Consider the following 17,808-nt stretch of genomic DNA (forward strand, 5'->3'; position numbering starts at 1 on the left):
TAACACTAGAGTCACGAATAACTACAATTCTAAAACTACAATTCTAAGGAAATCACTCGACTATGCGTAAAAGTTTTATTGCAATCGCCATTGGCGCCACACTGATGACCGGAGCAATGACGGGCTGCAGTTCTCAAGACACCAAAGCCACAAATGTCGCCGCAGTGCAAACACAAAACCCCTTGTTCCAAGCCAGCACGCTGCAATATCAAGCACCAGATTTCAATGCCATTAAAGATGAGCATTTTCAGCCTGCACTCGAACAAGGCATTAAAGAGCAATACCAAGAAATATTGGCCATTGCGAACAATCCAGCCGCACCTACCTTCGATAACACTATCGTCGCCATGGAAAAAAGTGGCGCCCTACTCAACCGTGCATCGAGCGTGTTTTACAATCTAGCGGGTTCAAACAGCAATCCAACCCTGCGCAAAATCCAGGGGGAAATGGCCCCCAAAATGGCAGCGCACTCGGACAATATCAACCTCAACCCAGCGCTGTTTGCTCGTATAGAAACGATTTATAACAATCGCAATAACTTAGGCTTAACCCCTGAAGCAGTGCGCTTGGTCGAGGTGTACCATCAACGCTTCATCATGGCAGGCGCAAAACTGACCGATGAGCAAAAAGTGAAGATCCGTGCCTTAAACGAAGAGCAATCTACACTGACCAATGAATTCTCCCAACGCTTACTGCGCTTAACCAAAGACATCGCCATTGTTGTCGATAACAAAGAGCAACTCGCGGGCCTCTCTGACAATGAAATCACCTCAGCAGCAAACGATGCCAAGGCCGCGGGTCATGAAGGTAAGTACTTAATCAATATCACTAACACCACGCGCCAACCCATTCTGGCTTCATTAGAGAACCGTGAATTACGCCAACGCATCTGGGAAGCCTCGGCAAACCGTGGATTAAAGGGTGAAAACGAAACCGCATCCTTAGTGTCCCGCTTAGCCCAATTACGTGCCGAACGTGCAGCACTGCTTGGTTATGAAAACTGGGCTAGCTATCGCCTTGCACCGCAAATGGCTAAAACCCCTGAAGCGGTTTACAGCATGTTCGGATCTATGGTGCCAGCCGTTGTTGCCAATACCGAAAAAGAAGCCGCCGATATTCAAGCGATGATCAACAAGACCGGTGGCAAGTTTGAACTTGCACCGTGGGACTGGGAATTCTACGCTGAAAAAGTTCGCCAAGAAAAATACGCCCTCGATGCCAATAGTATCCGCCCTTACTTTGAGTTCAACCGCGTACTTGAAGATGGCGTGTTCTACACCCTCAAAGAACTCTATGGCGTTACCTTAAAACCACGCCCAGATTTACCGGTTTACCACCCAGATGTGAAAGCCTACGAAATGTTTGATGCCGATGGCTCAAGCATGGCGATTTTCTATGCTGACTACTTTGCCCGTGAAGGCAAACGCGGTGGTGCATGGATGAGTTCGTTTGTAGGGCAATCCTTCCTTGAAGGCACAAAGCCTGTCGTGGTTAACGTGATGAACATTAAAAAAGCACCTGAAGGCCAACCGACCTTCGTGAGCTACAATGAAGTCACCACTATGTTCCACGAAATGGGGCACGGCACTCACGGTATGTTCTCCAAAGTGACTTATCCAAGTCTTTCAGGGACTTCAGTATCCCGTGACTTTGTGGAATTCCCATCAACATTCGAAGAAGATTGGGCTGCTCACCCTAAAGTGTTAGCCAATTATGCTAAACACTACGAAACGGGCAAACCTATTCCTGATGAGTTACTGCAAAAACTTTTAAAATCAGGTAGTTTCAACCAAGGCTTCGATACGTTGGAGTATATGGCTGCCGCCCTCGTTGATATGGAATGGCACTCATTAAGCCCTGATGCGCCACTGCAAGATGTAGCAACATTTGAAGCCAATGCGCTGAAAAAACACGGCTTAAATATCACTGCGGTTCCACCACGTTATAAGTCGACTTACTTTGCCCACGCTTTCCCTGGTGGATACTCAGCAAGTTACTACGCATATATGTGGAGTGAGATTTTAGCGGCCGATGCCTTTGCCTATGTGCAAACCCAAGGTGGCTTAAACCGTGACATCGGCATGAAATACCGCAAGACCATTCGCGAAGTGGGCAACAGTATTGCGCCAATGGAAGCTTACAAAAACTTCCGTGGACAAGAACCCACCACTGAAGGTTTACTCAACCGCCGTGGACTCAATCAGACCAAGTAATCTGGGATGATTGATAGATAAAAAATCAGCCAGCATAGTTGCTGGCTGATTTGTTTTTATGACTTGGTAAATAGCTTCAACCTTGGCTATTTCACTACGCCTGTAGATTTAATTTGCAAACCAATAATGGTCAACACAAATAATACGCTGCACGTCAGCAACCCTGCATTGACAGATTCCGTCACGCCAAGTGCCACATAACCCACCAAGCTAATAAGCGCGACAATCACAGCATAGGGAAGCTGAGTCACTACGTGGTCAATATGATGGCAACTCGCTCCGGTTGACGACAGAATCGTGGTATCCGAAATAGGTGAGCAGTGGTCACCAAATACCGCACCCGCCAAAACCGAAGCTAGCATTGGTAACATCATGGCCGTATGGCTGCCCATCGCCATATCCGCCGCAATCGGCAGCATAATGCCAAACGTGCCCCAACTGGTACCGGTTGAAAACGCCGTTAAGCCCGCTAACACAAACATCAACGCCGGTAAAAAGGCAAAGGGAATATTGCCCGTCGCGAGGCTTGCCATAAACTTACCGGTTTCTAACTGACCAATCACCCCCGCAATAGTCCAAGCAAACAATAGGATATAAATAGCAGGTAGCATAGAACGAGCGCCCTGCACCACTCCTTTGACCACCATGGACTTTTCAACGCCTTGTACTAGGTTAAGCACCAGCGCAACCGCTAAACCAATTAACGCACCAAAGAACAGGGATGAACTCACATCGGTTTTTTCGAAGGCTGAAATAATATTAAATTCAATACCTTCTTTCGCTAACACTTGGGCACCACTGTCGATCATAAAATACAGCGTGGCAAATACCAGTACTGTTATAGGCAAAAATAATCCGAGGATTTTACCTGTCTCAGCTTCGGGTAAATCGGCATTTGCGCCTGGCGGTAAACCTTTACGTTCATCATATAAATTACCGCGCATGGCATTTAATTCATGTTCGCGCATCGGGCCAATATCTAACCCCATAAATGCAACACAAAGCAGTAATAATAAAGAAAAAATAGCGTAAAAATTCATAGGGATCATTTGAATAAATACAGTTAAATGCCCTGAATCCGCAAAGCCATGCGCAGTTAATATGCCGCCAATCAGCGCAATAATATAGGCACCCCAACTCGATACTGGCGAAATAACGCAGACAGGCGCCGCTGTTGAATCTAATAAATAAGCTAGTTTAGCGCGGGAAATATGATAGCGGTCGGTCACGGGTCTGGCGACGGAACCAACGACTAAGCTATTGAAATAATCGTCAATAAATACAACACAGCCCAAAAACATGGTCAGTAATTTGGCATCGCGTTTATTACGGATGTGCAAGCGTGCCCAATCGGCAAACGCTCGCGCACTTCCACTCACGGTAATAAGAGCTGTGATCATCCCCAATACAATTAAGAAACCGAGGATGTTTAAATTCCAAGAATTTACCCCTGCTTCCGACCAAAAAAGTCCTTTTACGTTGTTAAATAAAAACTCAGCGCTGGCCAGTGGCGAAAATTGATTGAGTAATAACACCCCAATCACAATACCTAAACCGAGGGAAAGGAGAACGCGGCGAGTCACAATCGCCAATACAATTGCCACCACGGGCGGCAGCAAAGAAAGTGCCGAATCGGCATAACTAATTACAGTCATTGATTATTTCTTCGTCAAAATACGAATGGAGGGCGACTGAACGGGTGGGAAAAGGCAATAGATACCCAAGATCACCTGTCCTATCAGTAGCGCTCCATAGTAACGATTCCTAATATCCGTATCAGGAAATACTATGGCAGTGTTGTACCTGTTAGGCACAACCCCAGCAGTTGATCGTGATAAATCAAACTACTTCGGCACCAAATCCTTTCGTGATCGATCAATGGAATCACCCTACTGATCACTACTGATATTTGGTGCGCCTCTACTTCTAAGAACGCCCATGCATGGGCGTGAGGCAAATAAAAACATAAGCGGCTAAGCAGTTACCACCGCAAAGCCGATTACTCTGACTTAGATCACGAACAAAATCAACTTAGGCATGCAATCAACTCAGGGACAGCTTCGAACAAGTCGGCTGCGAGACCATAATCGGCCACTTGGAAGATAGGCGCTTCAGGATCTTTGTTGATAGCCACAATCACCTTCGCGTCTTTCATCCCTGCGAGATGTTGGATAGCGCCCGAAATACCGACAGCAATATAGAGATTAGGTGCGACAATCTTACCTGTTTGGCCTACTTGCAGATCATTAGGCACAAAGCCTGCGTCAACAGCTGCACGTGAGGCTCCCACTGCGGCACCAAGCTTATCGGCTAATTGCTCTAACATGCCGAAGTTTTCACCGCTGCCCATGCCGCGACCGCCAGAAACAATAATGCCCGCATTGCCTAACTCGGGACGCGCTGAAACCGTCAGTGATTGAGATACAAACTGAGTTTTGGCTGCAAACACTTTATCCAATGTGATCACGGCGGCACTGTTGCCCTGCGCTGTAGCATCGAAGGCACTGGCACGCACTGTCATCACTTTAACAGCGTCGTGGCTTTGTACTGTCGCTAACGCGTTACCCGCGTAAATCGGACGCACAAAGGTATCACTGCTCACCACAGCAATCACTTCAGAAATTTGAGCAACATCTAACAAGGCGGCTACTCGTGGCAAAGTATCTTTGCCAGCACTTGATGCCGCGGCGAGGATATGGCTATAGCTTGGCGCTAAATCCACCAGCAATTTAGCCACGTTTTCGGCTAAATGCGCTTCATAAACGCTGTTATCGGCGACTAAAACTTGGGCGACGCCCTGTAAGGCTTGCGCCGCTTGAACCACTGCGCCACATTGATGGCCGACGACCAATACATGGATCTCATCACCAATCGCTCGCGCTGCGGTGACAACCTTAGCGGTATCCAGTTTAAGCGCCGCATTATCGTGTTCAGCTAATACTAAAATGGCCATTTAGATCACCTTCGCTTCATTCTTTAACTTTTCAACCAGCTCTGCTACCGACGCAACCATGATACCGGCCTTACGTTCAGCAGGTGGCGTCACCTTGACTACAGTTTGATGGGCTTTTAGCGCCACACCTAAATCCGCTATCGTCAGCACATCTAATGGCTTACGTTTGGCTTTCATGATGTTCGGTAAAGAAGCATAACGTGGCTCGTTTAAACGTAAATCGGCTGTCACTACAGCAGGTAATGGCAGACTCAGGGTTTGCATACCACCATCGATTTCACGGGCCACTTGGATTGAATTACCTTCCACTTTGATTGCTGAAGCAAAAGTTGCCTGTGGCATATCGGTTAATGCCGCAAACATTTGGCCCGTTTGGTTGTTATCACCATCAATAGATTGCTTACCAAACAGCACTAATTGCGCTTGTTCTTTTTCTTGTACGGCTTTAAGTAATTTGGCAATGGATACTGGCGCTAACTCTTCTTCAGTATCAATATGGATAGCACGGTCAGCACCGAGGGCTAACGCGGTACGTAATTGTTCTTGAACGGCTTTATTGCCGATACTAACGACCACTACTTCTGTAGCACTGCCCGCTTCTTTTAAACGAACCGCTTCTTCTACTGCAATTTCACAAAAAGGGTTCAACGCCATTTTGAGGTTTGCGGTATCAACGCTGGTGTTGTCAGCTTTTACCCTGACCTTCACATTGGCATCAACAACGCGCTTAACAGGCACCAATACTTTCATAGGGTTTCCTTCCTACACTTTCATGTACATGGACAAAACATTGGTCATCACCAATGCAGGATAGAGCCACTTTACGTCCTGTTAACGTTAACGTCAACCAAAGTCAAACGCCTGTTTGCATTTTTTAAGACTGTGGTATTGGCCACATTTTTGAACAGTTATTTGCTAAATATAAAAAGTTCAAAACTTAAATAATATTTAATTTCTGTTTATTGCATAATTTTATTTGATTCGAGCAATATTAGTTTCTATCATTTAGCTGTTGTTCACCATTATCCTGTATTAAAAATAGAGTGGGACGAAAATAGATATGAGCGAATTTTTAGAAATATTAACTCACGGTCGTCGTTTTAAAGCTGCTGTAAAAGATCTCAGCGTTGATGAACTGCGTGATTTAGCGGCTAAGCTAGATAAAATCTTAGTTGAGCGTGAGTCAATGGAAGCTGAAGAGCAGCAAGCTATTGCAGCTCGTAATGCCAAAATTGAAGAAATCCGTCAACAAATGGAAGCGGTTGGTTTATCAATCGACGACTTAGGCGGTGTTGCGGTTAAAGCTTCGAGCAAAAAACGCGCTCCTCGTCCAGCGAAATACCAAATTGAAGTTGACGGCGAAGTGATCCAGTGGACTGGTCAAGGTCGTATGCCGACGGTATTTAAGAACGAAGTCAATAAAGGCCGTTCTATGGATGATTTCTTAATCTAATCCAGAACTGTGTTGTTAATAGCAGTTTGCTATTAACACTAGGTAACTAAAAAGCTCGCGCAATGCGAGCTTTTTTATTGCCTACGAAACCCGCCGTGGGCATTCAAGCAAATGCTTAAATTGCGTTACAATTCAACTTTAGTATTTACATCTGCTTTAGGTTACTCTTTATTCACCCTCCATCTTAGTGAATAAAAAATGCTGATAAACAACAAGATAATAATAAGCTGCGGCATAATAAGTAGTTTGGTATCCCATCCCATTTTTGCCGAGGCCAATCCCATTGTCCCCGTCAATAAGTTAACCGCATTTACTAATGCAGAATTAATTATCGCACCAGGAAAACGACTATCAAATGCCACATTGTTAGTTGAAAACAATCGTATCAAAGCCATTATTGAAGAAGATGGTATCCCTGCTGCGGCATTAAAGGTCGATCTCAGTGGTTATACTATCTATCCTGGTTTTATCGATCCCTTTACCGATTATGCTATCGAGTTTGAATATCCCAAACTTGGGCTGAAGCGTCCGGTTTACGATATTAAGCGTATTGGGGGCAATGCTGAAAATGGTGCAATTCACGCTGAAAAAGAATGGTTTAATTACGTTTATCCCAATAAAGAACGGGCAAAGGATTGGATCAATAACGGCTTTACCAGTGTGCAAAGCAGTAAGCTTGATGGTATTTTCCGCGGCACAGGTGTCAGCCTTTCATTAGCCGATAAAAATGCTAACGAGGTGATTTATCGCGCACGTAGTCAACCCTTTATGGCGTTTGATAAAGGCACTTCTGAGCAAGACTATCCCGAATCCTTAATGGGTAGTATCGCGCTTATCAGACAAACCTTTGCCGATGCTAACTGGTATAACCAAAATAAGAGTAAGCCTGTTAATAGCTCAACATCACCCCAGATGGAATTTAATATCGCCTTCGAACGTTTAGATAACCTAGCCGAGAAACAAATCGTATTTGAAACAAAAAATCTCAACGATTTGCTGCGCGCCGCTAACCTACTAAAAGAACATAAGCAGCCCGCCAACTTGCTCGCCAGTGGCCAAGAATATGCGCGCCTAAACGAATTAAAGGCCCTGAATTACCCTCTAATTCTTCCTCTTAATTACCCGCAGGCACCAGATGTGGGTACCGATGATGCCGACCGCGAAGTATCACTTGCTGAACTAAGACACTGGGAACGCGCCCCGACAAATCCTGCTGCGGTCGCGAATGCGGGCATTCCGTTTGCTTTTACGCAATTTGGTATTAAGACAGATGCCTTTTGGCCACGCCTACGCCAAGCCATTGCGCAAGGACTGAGTGAAGATAAGGCCCTTGCCGCCCTCACCACCCAAGCCGCCGAAATGGCGGGAACCGCCGACTTTACTGGTAAACTCGCTCCAGGCTATATGGCTGACTTTGTGATAACGAAGGGCAATATCTTTAAAGATGGACAGATTTACAGTGTCTGGCTGCAGGGACAAGAACAACGTCTTCGCTCGCTGTCACAGGCCAAGATGTTGGGTGACTATCAGCTGACGCTGAATAATTTAACCTTAGATTTGAGCCTTAAGGAAACGGGTAAAGCAGGCAAAACCACATTTGAGGGCAACTTAAGTAGTGGTGAGAAGACTATCCCACTCACTCACCTCACCCTCGAAGATGATGGCCGAGTCAGCTTTAATGCCGATTTAAGCGAGGCAGGTATTCAAGGCATCAGCCGTTTTATCCTATGGCTAGCTAAAGATGGCATTCAAGGTCGCATGGTCGATGCTCAAAGTCGTAGCAATAATGTTGCCGGCGTTGCGGTTGCTCCAACAGCCACACAACCCAGCACTCCAAAAGCCGATAAAACGCAAGCCTTAGTAAGCCAACTCACCTACCCCAATGTTGCCTACGGTTTAACTGACGCGCCTAACGTCGAGAAACTCCACATTAAAAATGCCACCCTGTGGACCTCAGATAAACAAGGCATCCTAGAGAATGCTGATCTGTTAATGGCTAATGGCCGGATCGAAAAAATCGGCCAACAACTTACTACCCCTTCGGGTTACCAAGTCCTCGATGCAACGGGCAAGCATGTAACCGCGGGTATTGTCGATGAGCATTCACATATTGCCATCAACGGCGGTACCAATGAAGGCACGGATGCCGTTACTGCTGAGGTGCGTATAGGCGATGTCATCAATCCTGAAGATGTCTCCATCTACCGAGCGCTTGCTGGCGGCGTGACCAGTGCTCAACTGCTCCATGGCAGCGCCAACCCGATTGGCGGTCAATCACAATTGATCAAAATGAAATGGGGAGAAAGCGCCGAGCAGCTAAAGTTTGCCAATGCACCAGCGAGCATCAAATTTGCCTTAGGTGAAAACGTCAAACAGAGTAACTGGGGCGAGAAATTTGTGCAGCGCTTCCCGCAGACGCGCATGGGCGTGAAAGCCTTATTTGAAGAAACCTTCGATGCAGCACTCGCCTATGAGAATGCGCTGAAGGATTATGATGATTTACGCAGCAGTGAGAAGAAGAAAACCCTCGCGCCACGCCCAAGCTATCGCCTACAGGCGGTGGCCGAAGTACTCAAGCAACAGCGCGATGTGCATATTCACTCTTATGTGCAGTCGGAAATCTTAATGTTCCTGCGCCTAGCAGAGGCTTACCGCTTTAAAGTACAAACCTTTACCCACGTACTCGAGGGTTACAAGGTTGCCAGTGAGCTCGCCGCCCATGGCGCGGGTGCCTCGACCTTTGCCGATTGGTGGGCCTATAAATTTGAAGTGTATGATGCGATCCCGCAAAACGCCTGCCTGATGCAAAAACAAGGCGTACTCACCAGCATCAACTCCGACGACTATGAAATGCAGCGCAGGCTTAACCAAGAAGCGGCTAAGTCGATGATGTATTGCGGAATGTCGAAAGAAGATGCCTGGAATATGGTGACCATCAACCCAGCAAAACAACTCAGGGTCGATGAATATGTAGGCTCGCTCACCCCAGGCAAAATGGCCGACATCGTACTGTGGAATGCCGAGCCACTGTCGATTTATGCCAAGGTGACGCACACTTGGGTCGAAGGTAAACGCTATTTCGACCGAGAAGAGGATCAACTCGCCCAGCAGCAAGTGGTCACTGAGCGCGCAGCCCTTATCCAAAAAATTCTCAGTAGTGATGATAACGCGAAAACAGGCGAAAAAGTGACCCCACTTAATGAGCCACAATGGCATTGCGATACCCATTATCAAGCTTGGGGCCAACATCATCAGGGAGCGAAATAATGAAACATTTACCCACCAGCTTGCTATTGTCTACGCTGACCATCACTTTATCAGCACAGGCACATAACTTGGTCCCAGCCCCCAAACAAACGCAGAGTGTACTGATTAAAAACGCCACTGTGCATACTGTCATCCAAGGGGTACTAACCAATACCGATGTGTTGATTGAAAACGGCAAAATCAGTGCGCTAGGGCCACAGTTAAGCACTAATACAACTGAATCAACTCAAGTTGTTGATGCCAGTGGTAAACATTTATATCCCGGCCTTATTGCACTGGATACCAGTCTTGGCTTAGTGGAAATCGAGATGGTGCGCCCTACCGTCGATAATGCTGAAGTCGGTGATGTCAATCCGCAAATCAGCGCGGCGAGTGCCTATAACCCAGACTCCGAGCTACTGCCGACCATTCGCTATAATGGCATCACCCACGCACAAATCGTCCCCAGTGGCAATGGGCTAGCAGGGCAATCCGTAGTAGTTGACCTTGATGCGTGGACAATTGAAGACGCCCTTCAACCCAGCGAAGGCCAATTCCATTTCTACTGGCCGCAAATAAAGCGCATGCCCGAGGATGAAAAGGAAAAAGCCAAAGCCATTGAGAAAAATCAGCAAGCTATCGATAAACTCATCATCGCCTTTGAGGATGGCTACCGCTATTTCTTAAGCCAAAATGCACAGGATACGGACAACTCGCCTAATCTGCGTTGGCAAGCCATGTTGCCACTGTATCAAGGTAAAGCGACGCTATTTGCCCACGTAGACAGTGTTAACCAAATCGAGCAAGTGATTGCCCTGACCAAAAAATATCAATTTAAATTGGTCATTGTCGGTGGTTATGATGCATGGCGACTGGCTTCAAGTTTAAGGGAAGTTAACGCCAGTGTGATTTATCCACACACTTTAAGCCTGCCTAAACGTAAAGATGAACCCGTGGATTTGCCGTTTAAAATCCCTTCGTTGCTAGCCAATGCCGGTATTCCCTATGCCCTTGGTTTTTCATCGGATTGGAACAGCCGTAACCTCCCCTACGCCGCAGGTTACAGCGCTGCTTATGGCGTTACACCCGAGCAAGCGTTAAAGTCGGTAACCCTAGATGCGGCAAAGCTGTTAGGGATTAGCGATTTGGGCGCCATTGCCGTGGGTTATCAGGGCAGCGTTGTCCTCAGTGACGGAGATATCCTCGATCCCATGAGCAGCAAAATTGAGTCGATTTGGATCGAGGGGCGGCAAATAGATCTGAATAATCGCCACCAGCAGCTTTATCAAAAGTATCTTAAGCGATAGAATTTGCTGAGATAAATCGCACCGCGCAGTCCATAGGACTGCGCTTCTATCCCCTTAATCTCAGGTCAAACCATGAAAATCATCCTCTCAAGTGCATTAGTGCTCCTGCTTAGCGCCTGTGCCAGCGACTACAGTTTTAATAGCAATTTAGACGGTGAGGCGATTACTGACTATTTCAAAGCGGGCGATGTTACGCTATTTGAAGGTGATAGTTTGCCTAAAGGCCACTATGAATTAAAAGGCCTAGTGCAAGGCGAATCCTGCCAAGCCGATGTGAATGGTGTGCCAGCATCCTTAAGCGAAGCGAGAACCGAAGCCCGCCGTGCTGCGGCAGACAAAGGTGCCAACGGCATTATCATCAAACAATGCGTGCTAATGGAAGAAGCTGCACAAGGTTGCATCAGCCGTGCGTTATGCGTCGGCCAAGCGATTAAAATGGCCTCCGCCGATTAGTGTAAAGCGTGTATACTGCGCGCCTTTAGTGATTAGTGCGCATCTAACAACCTAAACAATCTGAGTTTGGGTTGTTATGCCGTTCTTTAGGTGTTTTTTGCATGACATTTACCAACCAAATTACCGCAGTGGCAACCTGCCGCACGCCCTATAAACAAAAATTTGGCATTCCAAGACAGCCAGGTTTGGTGGAAGCACGCGGTTATGTTGAGTTGGAAAGCCATGTTAATCATCTCGATGCGGTGCGCGGTATCGAGCAATATTCCCACCTTTGGTTGCTATTTTGTTTCCATGAAAATCTCGCCCAAGGCTGGAAAACCACAGTTCGCCCACCGCGTTTAGGCGGCAATGAAAAACTCGGCGTATTTGCCACTCGCTCCACTTTTCGCCCAAATGGCATTGGCCAATCCGTGGTCAAACTCCATGGGGTGGTGCAACGCAAAGGTAAAGTGTGTCTTGAGATTTCAGGCATGGATCTCGTTGATGGCACACCGATTATCGATATTAAGCCCTATATCCCCTTTTCAGATTCGATTGAAGGTGCCGTTGGCGGCATGGCCCAAGAGGCACCGAAACTGATTAGCGTTGAATTTAGTAAACTTGCCGATGAACAAATAAACACCTACAGCAAACAAGAAGCCTATACGGATTTAGCCGTGCTTATCCGTGGCGTGCTCGGGCAAGACCCTCGTCCAGCGTACAAAAAAGCTAAGGATGACCCAAAGTTATATCAAATTGCTTTATATGATTTAGATATCTTTTGGCGGATGGCGGTGGATGAGGATGAGCGGGAATACATTCAAGTCCTCGAACTCAAACCAGGGAAATGTGGCTAAATGCACACGCCAATCACAACCGCCAAGCCTGATTATCAAAGCCAACACAAAAAGCGTTTGTCTTGGATGCCTTGGCTATATTTCTCACTCAAAGAAAAACACTTAGTCTGGGCGAAACCCTGGCAGGATGAAGTGCAAGCCAACCTTTGCGCCCTCGAAACCGTCACCATTGGTGATAACTGTTTTATTGCGCCCGAGGCACAGTTATTTGCCGAGCCGAATCGCGATATCACAATCGGTAATCGCTGTATGATTGCCGCTGAATGTTTTTTGCATGGCCCAATCACCCTTGGTAATGAAGTCGCCATCAATCATGGCTGCTCCTTCGATGGCGGTCGGGTGGGGATCCAGATTGGCTCCCAAACCCGTATTGCCAACCATGTGACCATCTATGCCTTTAATCATGGCATGGCGCCTGACACACCCATTTACCAACAAGCCTCACATTCCAAAGGGATCGTGATTGGTAAAGATGTGTGGATTGGCGCCCAGGCGGGGATAGTTGATGGTGTCACTATTGGCGATCATGCGGTGATTGGCATGGGCTGTATTGTCACTAAAGATGTCCCCGCATGGGCCATCGTCGCCGGTAATCCTGCACGGGTGATTGGCGATAGGCGAGATAAGTAAGCAGAAACTAAAATCTAGATACGAGCAGCACCGCACTCTTCCTTAAGTTATCCGTTATCCGTTATCCGTTATCCGTTATCCGTTATCCGTTATCCGTTATCCGTTATCCAGCATCAAAAAATGCTATTTGTCTCCCAGCTAGTTGAATTTAACCTAAATCCATAGGTGACATCATCAAAGCAGGTGATAAAATGGCGCCCATTCAACTCAAATTTGGACATCGGTAATGCGCGTTAGCAAATACCTACTTTCTACTCAAAAAGAAACACCTGCAAATGCAGAAGTCATCAGCCATCAATTAATGCTACGTGCGGGCATGATCCGCCGTAACGCTTCAGGTCTATACAGCTATCTGCCCACGGGCCTGCGTGTATTACGTAAAGTTGAGGCCATTGTTCGTGAAGAAATGAACAAAGCGGGCGCAATTGAAATCCTAATGCCTATGGTACAACCGGCTGATTTGTGGGTAGAAACGGGTCGCTGGGATAAGTTTGGCCCTGAGTTACTGCGCTTTAAAGATCGCCATAACCGTGACTTCGTACTGGGGCCAACCCATGAAGAAGTGATCACTGACTTAATCCGTAAAGAAGTCAGCTCTTACAAGCAACTACCGCTGAACCTTTACCAAATTCAAACCAAATTCCGCGACGAAGTACGCCCACGCTTTGGCGTGATGCGTTCACGCGAGTTCCTGATGAAAGATGCGTATTCTTTCCATCTGGACATGGACACCCTGAATGAAACCTATGAGGCGATGTATCAAGCCTATAGCAACATTCTCTCGCGCATGGGCCTAGCCTTCCGTCCTGTTTTAGCGGACACGGGCTCTATCGGTGGCAGCATGTCACACGAGTTCCACGTACTTGCGCAAAGCGGTGAAGACTTAATCGCTTACTCTACTGGCAGCGATTATGCAGCCAATATCGAGAAAGCTGAATCGCCAATGCCGACCGAAACGCGCGGCGCGGCGACTGAAGAATTACGTTTAGTCGATACCCCCAATGCGAAAACGATTGCCGAGTTGGTTGAGCAATTCGGTTTGGATATCACTAAAACAGTGAAAACCTTGATTGTGAAAGGTGCGACGGAAGAAGCGCCGCTGGTTGCGCTGATTGTGCGTGGCGACCACGAACTGAACGAAATCAAGGCAGACAAATTAGATTTAGTGGCATCACCATTAGAATTTGCCCCAGAAGCGCTGATCCGTGATGCCATTGGCGCAGGTCCAGGCTCATTAGGCCCTGTCGGCCTGAATATGCCTATTATCATTGACCATAGCGTTAGCGTGATGAGCGATTTTGCTGCCGGCGCTAACCAAGATGACAAACACTACTTTGGCATCAACTGGGAACGCGATCTGCCACTGGCACAAGCAGCCGACATCCGTAACGTGGTTGAAGGTGAGCCTACACCCGATGGTTTAGGTACCTATGCCATGGCTCGTGGTATCGAAGTAGGTCATATCTTCCAACTCGGTACTAACTACTCTAAATCCATGAACGCGACTGTTCTTGATGAGAACGGTAAATCACAAGTGCTGCTGATGGGTTGTTACGGTGTTGGCGTAAGCCGAATCGTTGCTGCTGCGATTGAGCAAAACTTTGATGACCGCGGCATTGTATGGCCAGAAGCCATTGCGCCATTTAGCGTTGGCATTCTGCCAATGAATATGCACAAGTCGCACCGCGTAACCGATATCGCCGAGCAGTTATACAAAGACTTAAGCGCTGCGGGTATTGATGTGCTACTCGATGATCGTAAAGAGCGCCCAGGTGTGATGTTCGCCGATATGGAGCTGATTGGTATTCCTCACACAGTGGTGATTGGTGATCGCAATATCGACGCTGGCGTATTCGAATACAAAAACCGCCGCACCGGAGAGAAGCAGGACGTGCCTTTCGACCAAATCGTGGATTTCTTAAAGAATCTACAAGCTTAAGCCCTGTCTTTTGCGCCGAATGTGCATTCAGCCAGTTTGAGCTAATGGCAAGCCATTAACCTCTAAAAACATAAACGCACTTAAGTCCGACTTAAGTGCGTTTTTTATATCTATCTTCTCAAGTAATCATTTAAGTTTGACACTTCAGCCTATCACCAGCGGTTCGCTTTTCTACCAGCACTAAATAAACTTCATCCAACTAACTGCTCCGACTTGCTTTTTTAGAGTAGTGATTGCTTTAATAAACTCATAATAACAATTCAAGAGTCTGAAGATTGCCAACATCAACAGCATTAGTCCTCGGTGGCGGTGGCGCACGAGCAGCCTATCAAGTGGGAGTGCTTAAAGCACTGGTCCAGCTTTATCCGCGCAACCATGGCATCCCCTTTAAAATCATTTGTGGTACCTCAGCAGGTGCGATTAATGGCACGTCAATTGCCACCCATGCGTCATGTTTTCATCTGGGAGTCAAAAAGCTCGAGTGGGTATGGCGCCATTTTGAAACCAGAAAAGTTTACCGAGCTTCCCTTCCTGGCGTGTTAAAGCATCTATCAAAAATGGCCCTAAAAGGTCTACAGGATGATAAGGTCAATACTGATGCAGGCAGCCTGCTTGATAATGAGCCTTTACGGCATTTATTGAATGAGCTTATTGATTTTAAAAGAATTGATCGCAATATCCGCAACGGAGCATTAACCGCTCTGAGTGTCGATACCTCCTGCTATAACAATTCTCGCTCTGTGACCTTTTTTCAAGCATCAAGGGATATTGAAAACTGGACCCGCGCCAGACGTAGTGGCGAACGGCGCATGTTAAATACTGAGCATCTATTGGCAAGCTCAGCCATCCCCATGGTATTTCCATCCATTAAGCTTAATCAAGCCTACTATGGCGATGGTTCAGTCCACCAACTTGCGCCACTCTCAAGCCCTATTCACTTAGGCGCCAGTAAGTTGTTAGTGATTAATTTGGATAGTCCCCATAAGCATTATCCGATGGAGTTAGAGTTTCATCCCAAAACGGCCACGATTGCAGGCCATCTGCTGGATACGATTTTCTCCGATACTCTAAACAGTGACTTAGAACGCTTGGAGCGAATAAATAACACGCTTTCCCTTATCCCTGAAGCAAGTCGAGCGCAATTAGCATTGCATCCGATCAAAACCTTAGTGATAAAACCCAGTGAAGACTTAAGTAAAATCGCCGCCCGATTTTATGATGATATGCCATGGGCAATTAAGACCTTACTAGGCTTTATTGGTATCGACAGGCAGTCAGACTCGAGTATTGTGTCTTATCTCTTGTTTGAAAAATCCTATACCAGTGCATTGATCGATTTAGGCTATCAAGACGGCATGGCGCACCTTGACGAACTTAAAGCATTTTTCAATTTAACCTAATGCAATACTTCCTATAAAAGGCTTGAAAAAATCAAATTGAAGCCAGCGTCTTGCCATGTTATAAATTAGGCGATGACATAATTCCTTAACTAAGATGTGCGAAACTCATTAAAAATTAAGGATTATTCAGTAGCAGCTAAACTGAAAATCAGTCTAAAGTCTGAATAGCGGAATAGATTTAACATTGATCATTTAAGTTGAATCACCTATCATGCTGTACTAGATTAGCTAAAAATTAGGTTAATTTTTTCTAAAAGGGAATCACGATGAAAAAAACTTCATTAGCACTTATCGCTGCTATGTCAATGTTAGGTTCAGTTGCTGCTAATGCTAATACAACTGGTGTAGCTACTGGTGGTACTGGTGCTGGTGGCGCTACTGGTGCTATCGTTGCTGGTGGTATTGCAGCGGGTGCAGTTGTAACTGGTGTTTTAGTTGCAGCTAACAGTTCTGATGGTAGCCCAGCAGCAACTGGTACTGGTACTGGCACAACTACTGGCACTAACTAATCTGTTAGTGAGTATATCTAAATAACCGCCTTATGGGCGGTTGTTTTTTTTAAGCTTTTTACGGGTGAAAGCCTGCTCAATCTAGCTTGAAATCACTTCATCATATATTTACATTGGTTACCTACTATTGTTGAGAATAAGCAACTCGGATGCGTATATATAAAAGACTTTTTCCCTTTATCGCTGCTTCGGCAGTATGTCTGAGCCTTTCGGGCTGTAGCCAACGAATTAGTGCACTAAACGATACGGTTAAACTCGCCTTTTGGGGGAATGAAGATGTAGTGCTCACCCCGGAGCAAGTATCGGCTAATCCTTATGCGAGCATCTATGTAAAAATTGAAGATACCGCTCAAGCATTTGTGGTATTAGCCTTTGCAGAGCCTAAAATCAGCCTATCTTCAGTAAAAAATGCACCTGAAGCGTTAGAGCTTAAATGGCTATCCGCGGATAAAGGCATGTTAGTAACCGTTAACGGCCGCCTAGTCAAAACTCATAATTTGCTCATGGGTAATTTAAGTGCAGTTGAAAGTAGTGAGCCAGATCCACTGTTATTGGGATTGCACTTAAGCTCCACACCCAAAACGTGGACTCGAACGCTCGATTGGCAACCCGGTTATCATTATGGCTACCAAGCAAAATCAGAGTTTAAACTGATTAGCGACGAAAATATTCTAATCAATGGCACTCCCACACAAGCTTTGCATTTTAGTGAAAACGTCTCTGTGGATGCACTCAATATCCAATATCAAAATGAGTTTTGGCTAGATCCACAAACTGGCAGTGTTATTAAGAGCCATCAAAAAATTGCGCCCAATCTGCCGTTTATTGATATCACCTTACTGAAGCCTTTTGCTGCTTAGCGGAGCCAT

14 protein-coding genes and 1 riboswitch are annotated in these 17,808 nt (G+C 46.3%); of the genes, 11 read left to right on the plus strand and 3 right to left on the minus strand.

Annotated elements, in window-relative coordinates; all coding sequences use genetic code 11:
- Window positions 1-62 precede the first annotated feature (62 nt).
- Window positions 63-2,213 carry a M3 family metallopeptidase gene (locus H9J30_RS01065; RefSeq protein WP_240129315.1) on the plus strand — a complete coding sequence of 717 codons (2,151 nt, stop codon included), beginning with the start codon at window positions 63-65 and terminating at the stop codon, window positions 2,211-2,213.
- A gap of 86 nt (window positions 2,214-2,299) precedes the next feature.
- Here H9J30_RS01065 and H9J30_RS01070 read toward each other — a convergent pair whose 3' ends face one another.
- The 3 genes from H9J30_RS01070 to H9J30_RS01080 all read right to left on the minus strand — a co-directional run bounded on the left by H9J30_RS01070 (window position 2,300) and on the right by H9J30_RS01080 (window position 5,916).
- Window positions 2,300-3,868 (minus strand): Na+/H+ antiporter NhaC family protein, encoded by a 1,569-nt coding sequence (locus H9J30_RS01070; protein ID WP_240129316.1) that lies wholly within the window; start codon window positions 3,866-3,868, stop codon window positions 2,300-2,302.
- Window positions 3,869-3,947: 79 nt separating this feature from the next.
- Window positions 3,948-4,144: riboswitch (Lysine riboswitch) on the minus strand.
- A gap of 95 nt (window positions 4,145-4,239) precedes the next feature.
- Window positions 4,240-5,166, minus strand: a complete 927-nt coding sequence (locus H9J30_RS01075) for an electron transfer flavoprotein subunit alpha/FixB family protein (RefSeq protein WP_240129317.1) — start codon at window positions 5,164-5,166, stop codon at window positions 4,240-4,242.
- Complete coding sequence (locus H9J30_RS01080; protein WP_240129318.1) at window positions 5,167-5,916, minus strand: electron transfer flavoprotein subunit beta/FixA family protein; 750 nt, start codon at window positions 5,914-5,916, stop codon at window positions 5,167-5,169. It lies immediately after the preceding gene.
- Window positions 5,917-6,226: 310 nt separating this feature from the next.
- On the opposite strand from H9J30_RS01080, the gene H9J30_RS01085 reads away from it, so the two are divergent.
- From H9J30_RS01085 to H9J30_RS01130, 10 genes are all read left to right on the plus strand, one after another.
- On the plus strand, window positions 6,227-6,619 hold the full coding sequence (locus H9J30_RS01085; RefSeq protein WP_240129319.1) for an H-NS histone family protein: 393 nt from the start codon (window positions 6,227-6,229) through the stop codon (window positions 6,617-6,619).
- 198 nt (window positions 6,620-6,817) lie between these two features.
- Window positions 6,818-9,886 (plus strand): amidohydrolase family protein, encoded by a 3,069-nt coding sequence (locus H9J30_RS01090; protein ID WP_240129320.1) that lies wholly within the window; start codon window positions 6,818-6,820, stop codon window positions 9,884-9,886.
- Entirely contained in the window at window positions 9,886-11,172 is a 1,287-nt protein-coding gene (locus tag H9J30_RS01095) for an amidohydrolase (protein ID WP_240129321.1), read from the plus strand. The genes H9J30_RS01090 and H9J30_RS01095 overlap by 1 nt, the downstream gene beginning before the upstream one ends.
- A 72-nt stretch (window positions 11,173-11,244) precedes the next feature.
- Complete coding sequence (rcsF, locus tag H9J30_RS01100; protein ID WP_240129322.1) at window positions 11,245-11,625, plus strand: Rcs stress response system protein RcsF; 381 nt, start codon at window positions 11,245-11,247, stop codon at window positions 11,623-11,625.
- Between the two features lie 101 nt (window positions 11,626-11,726).
- Window positions 11,727-12,461 (plus strand): tRNA (N6-threonylcarbamoyladenosine(37)-N6)-methyltransferase TrmO, encoded by a 735-nt coding sequence (gene tsaA / locus H9J30_RS01105; RefSeq protein ID WP_240129323.1) that lies wholly within the window; start codon window positions 11,727-11,729, stop codon window positions 12,459-12,461.
- A complete protein-coding gene (locus H9J30_RS01110) occupies window positions 12,462-13,091 on the plus strand; it encodes an acyltransferase (protein WP_240129324.1) in 630 nt (209 codons plus the stop codon).
- Window positions 13,092-13,317: 226 nt separating this feature from the next.
- On the plus strand, window positions 13,318-15,030 hold the full coding sequence (locus H9J30_RS01115) for a proline--tRNA ligase (RefSeq protein WP_240129325.1): 1,713 nt from the start codon (window positions 13,318-13,320) through the stop codon (window positions 15,028-15,030).
- 275 nt (window positions 15,031-15,305) lie between these two features.
- Entirely contained in the window at window positions 15,306-16,430 is a 1,125-nt protein-coding gene (locus tag H9J30_RS01120; protein WP_240129326.1) for a patatin-like phospholipase family protein, read from the plus strand.
- Window positions 16,431-16,696: 266 nt separating this feature from the next.
- Window positions 16,697-16,939, plus strand: coding sequence for a hypothetical protein (locus H9J30_RS01125; protein ID WP_240129327.1), 243 nt, complete (start codon window positions 16,697-16,699; stop codon window positions 16,937-16,939).
- 149 nt (window positions 16,940-17,088) lie between these two features.
- Window positions 17,089-17,799 (plus strand): YjbF family lipoprotein, encoded by a 711-nt coding sequence (locus H9J30_RS01130; protein WP_240129328.1) that lies wholly within the window; start codon window positions 17,089-17,091, stop codon window positions 17,797-17,799.
- Window positions 17,800-17,808 lie beyond the last annotated feature (9 nt).

The organism is Shewanella cutis, assembly GCF_022410515.1.
Taxonomy (GTDB): domain Bacteria; phylum Pseudomonadota; class Gammaproteobacteria; order Enterobacterales; family Shewanellaceae; genus Shewanella; species Shewanella cutis.

Excerpts from the sequence above, each read along its gene's own strand:
- H9J30_RS01065 (WP_240129315.1), top strand. The coding sequence starts at position 63 with ATGCGTAAAAGTTTTATTGCAATCGCCATTGGCGCCACACTGATGACC.
- H9J30_RS01070 (WP_240129316.1), bottom strand. The coding sequence starts at position 3,868 with ATGACTGTAATTAGTTATGCCGATTCGGCACTTTCTTTGCTGCCGCCC.
- H9J30_RS01075 (WP_240129317.1), bottom strand. The coding sequence starts at position 5,166 with ATGGCCATTTTAGTATTAGCTGAACACGATAATGCGGCGCTTAAACTG.
- H9J30_RS01080 (WP_240129318.1), bottom strand. The coding sequence starts at position 5,916 with ATGAAAGTATTGGTGCCTGTTAAGCGCGTTGTTGATGCCAATGTGAAG.
- H9J30_RS01085 (WP_240129319.1), top strand. The coding sequence starts at position 6,227 with ATGAGCGAATTTTTAGAAATATTAACTCACGGTCGTCGTTTTAAAGCT.
- H9J30_RS01090 (WP_240129320.1), top strand. The coding sequence starts at position 6,818 with ATGCTGATAAACAACAAGATAATAATAAGCTGCGGCATAATAAGTAGT.
- H9J30_RS01095 (WP_240129321.1), top strand. The coding sequence starts at position 9,886 with ATGAAACATTTACCCACCAGCTTGCTATTGTCTACGCTGACCATCACT.
- rcsF (WP_240129322.1), top strand. The coding sequence starts at position 11,245 with ATGAAAATCATCCTCTCAAGTGCATTAGTGCTCCTGCTTAGCGCCTGT.
- tsaA (WP_240129323.1), top strand. The coding sequence starts at position 11,727 with ATGACATTTACCAACCAAATTACCGCAGTGGCAACCTGCCGCACGCCC.
- H9J30_RS01110 (WP_240129324.1), top strand. The coding sequence starts at position 12,462 with ATGCACACGCCAATCACAACCGCCAAGCCTGATTATCAAAGCCAACAC.
- H9J30_RS01115 (WP_240129325.1), top strand. The coding sequence starts at position 13,318 with ATGCGCGTTAGCAAATACCTACTTTCTACTCAAAAAGAAACACCTGCA.
- H9J30_RS01125 (WP_240129327.1), top strand. The coding sequence starts at position 16,697 with ATGAAAAAAACTTCATTAGCACTTATCGCTGCTATGTCAATGTTAGGT.
- H9J30_RS01130 (WP_240129328.1), top strand. The coding sequence starts at position 17,089 with ATGCGTATATATAAAAGACTTTTTCCCTTTATCGCTGCTTCGGCAGTA.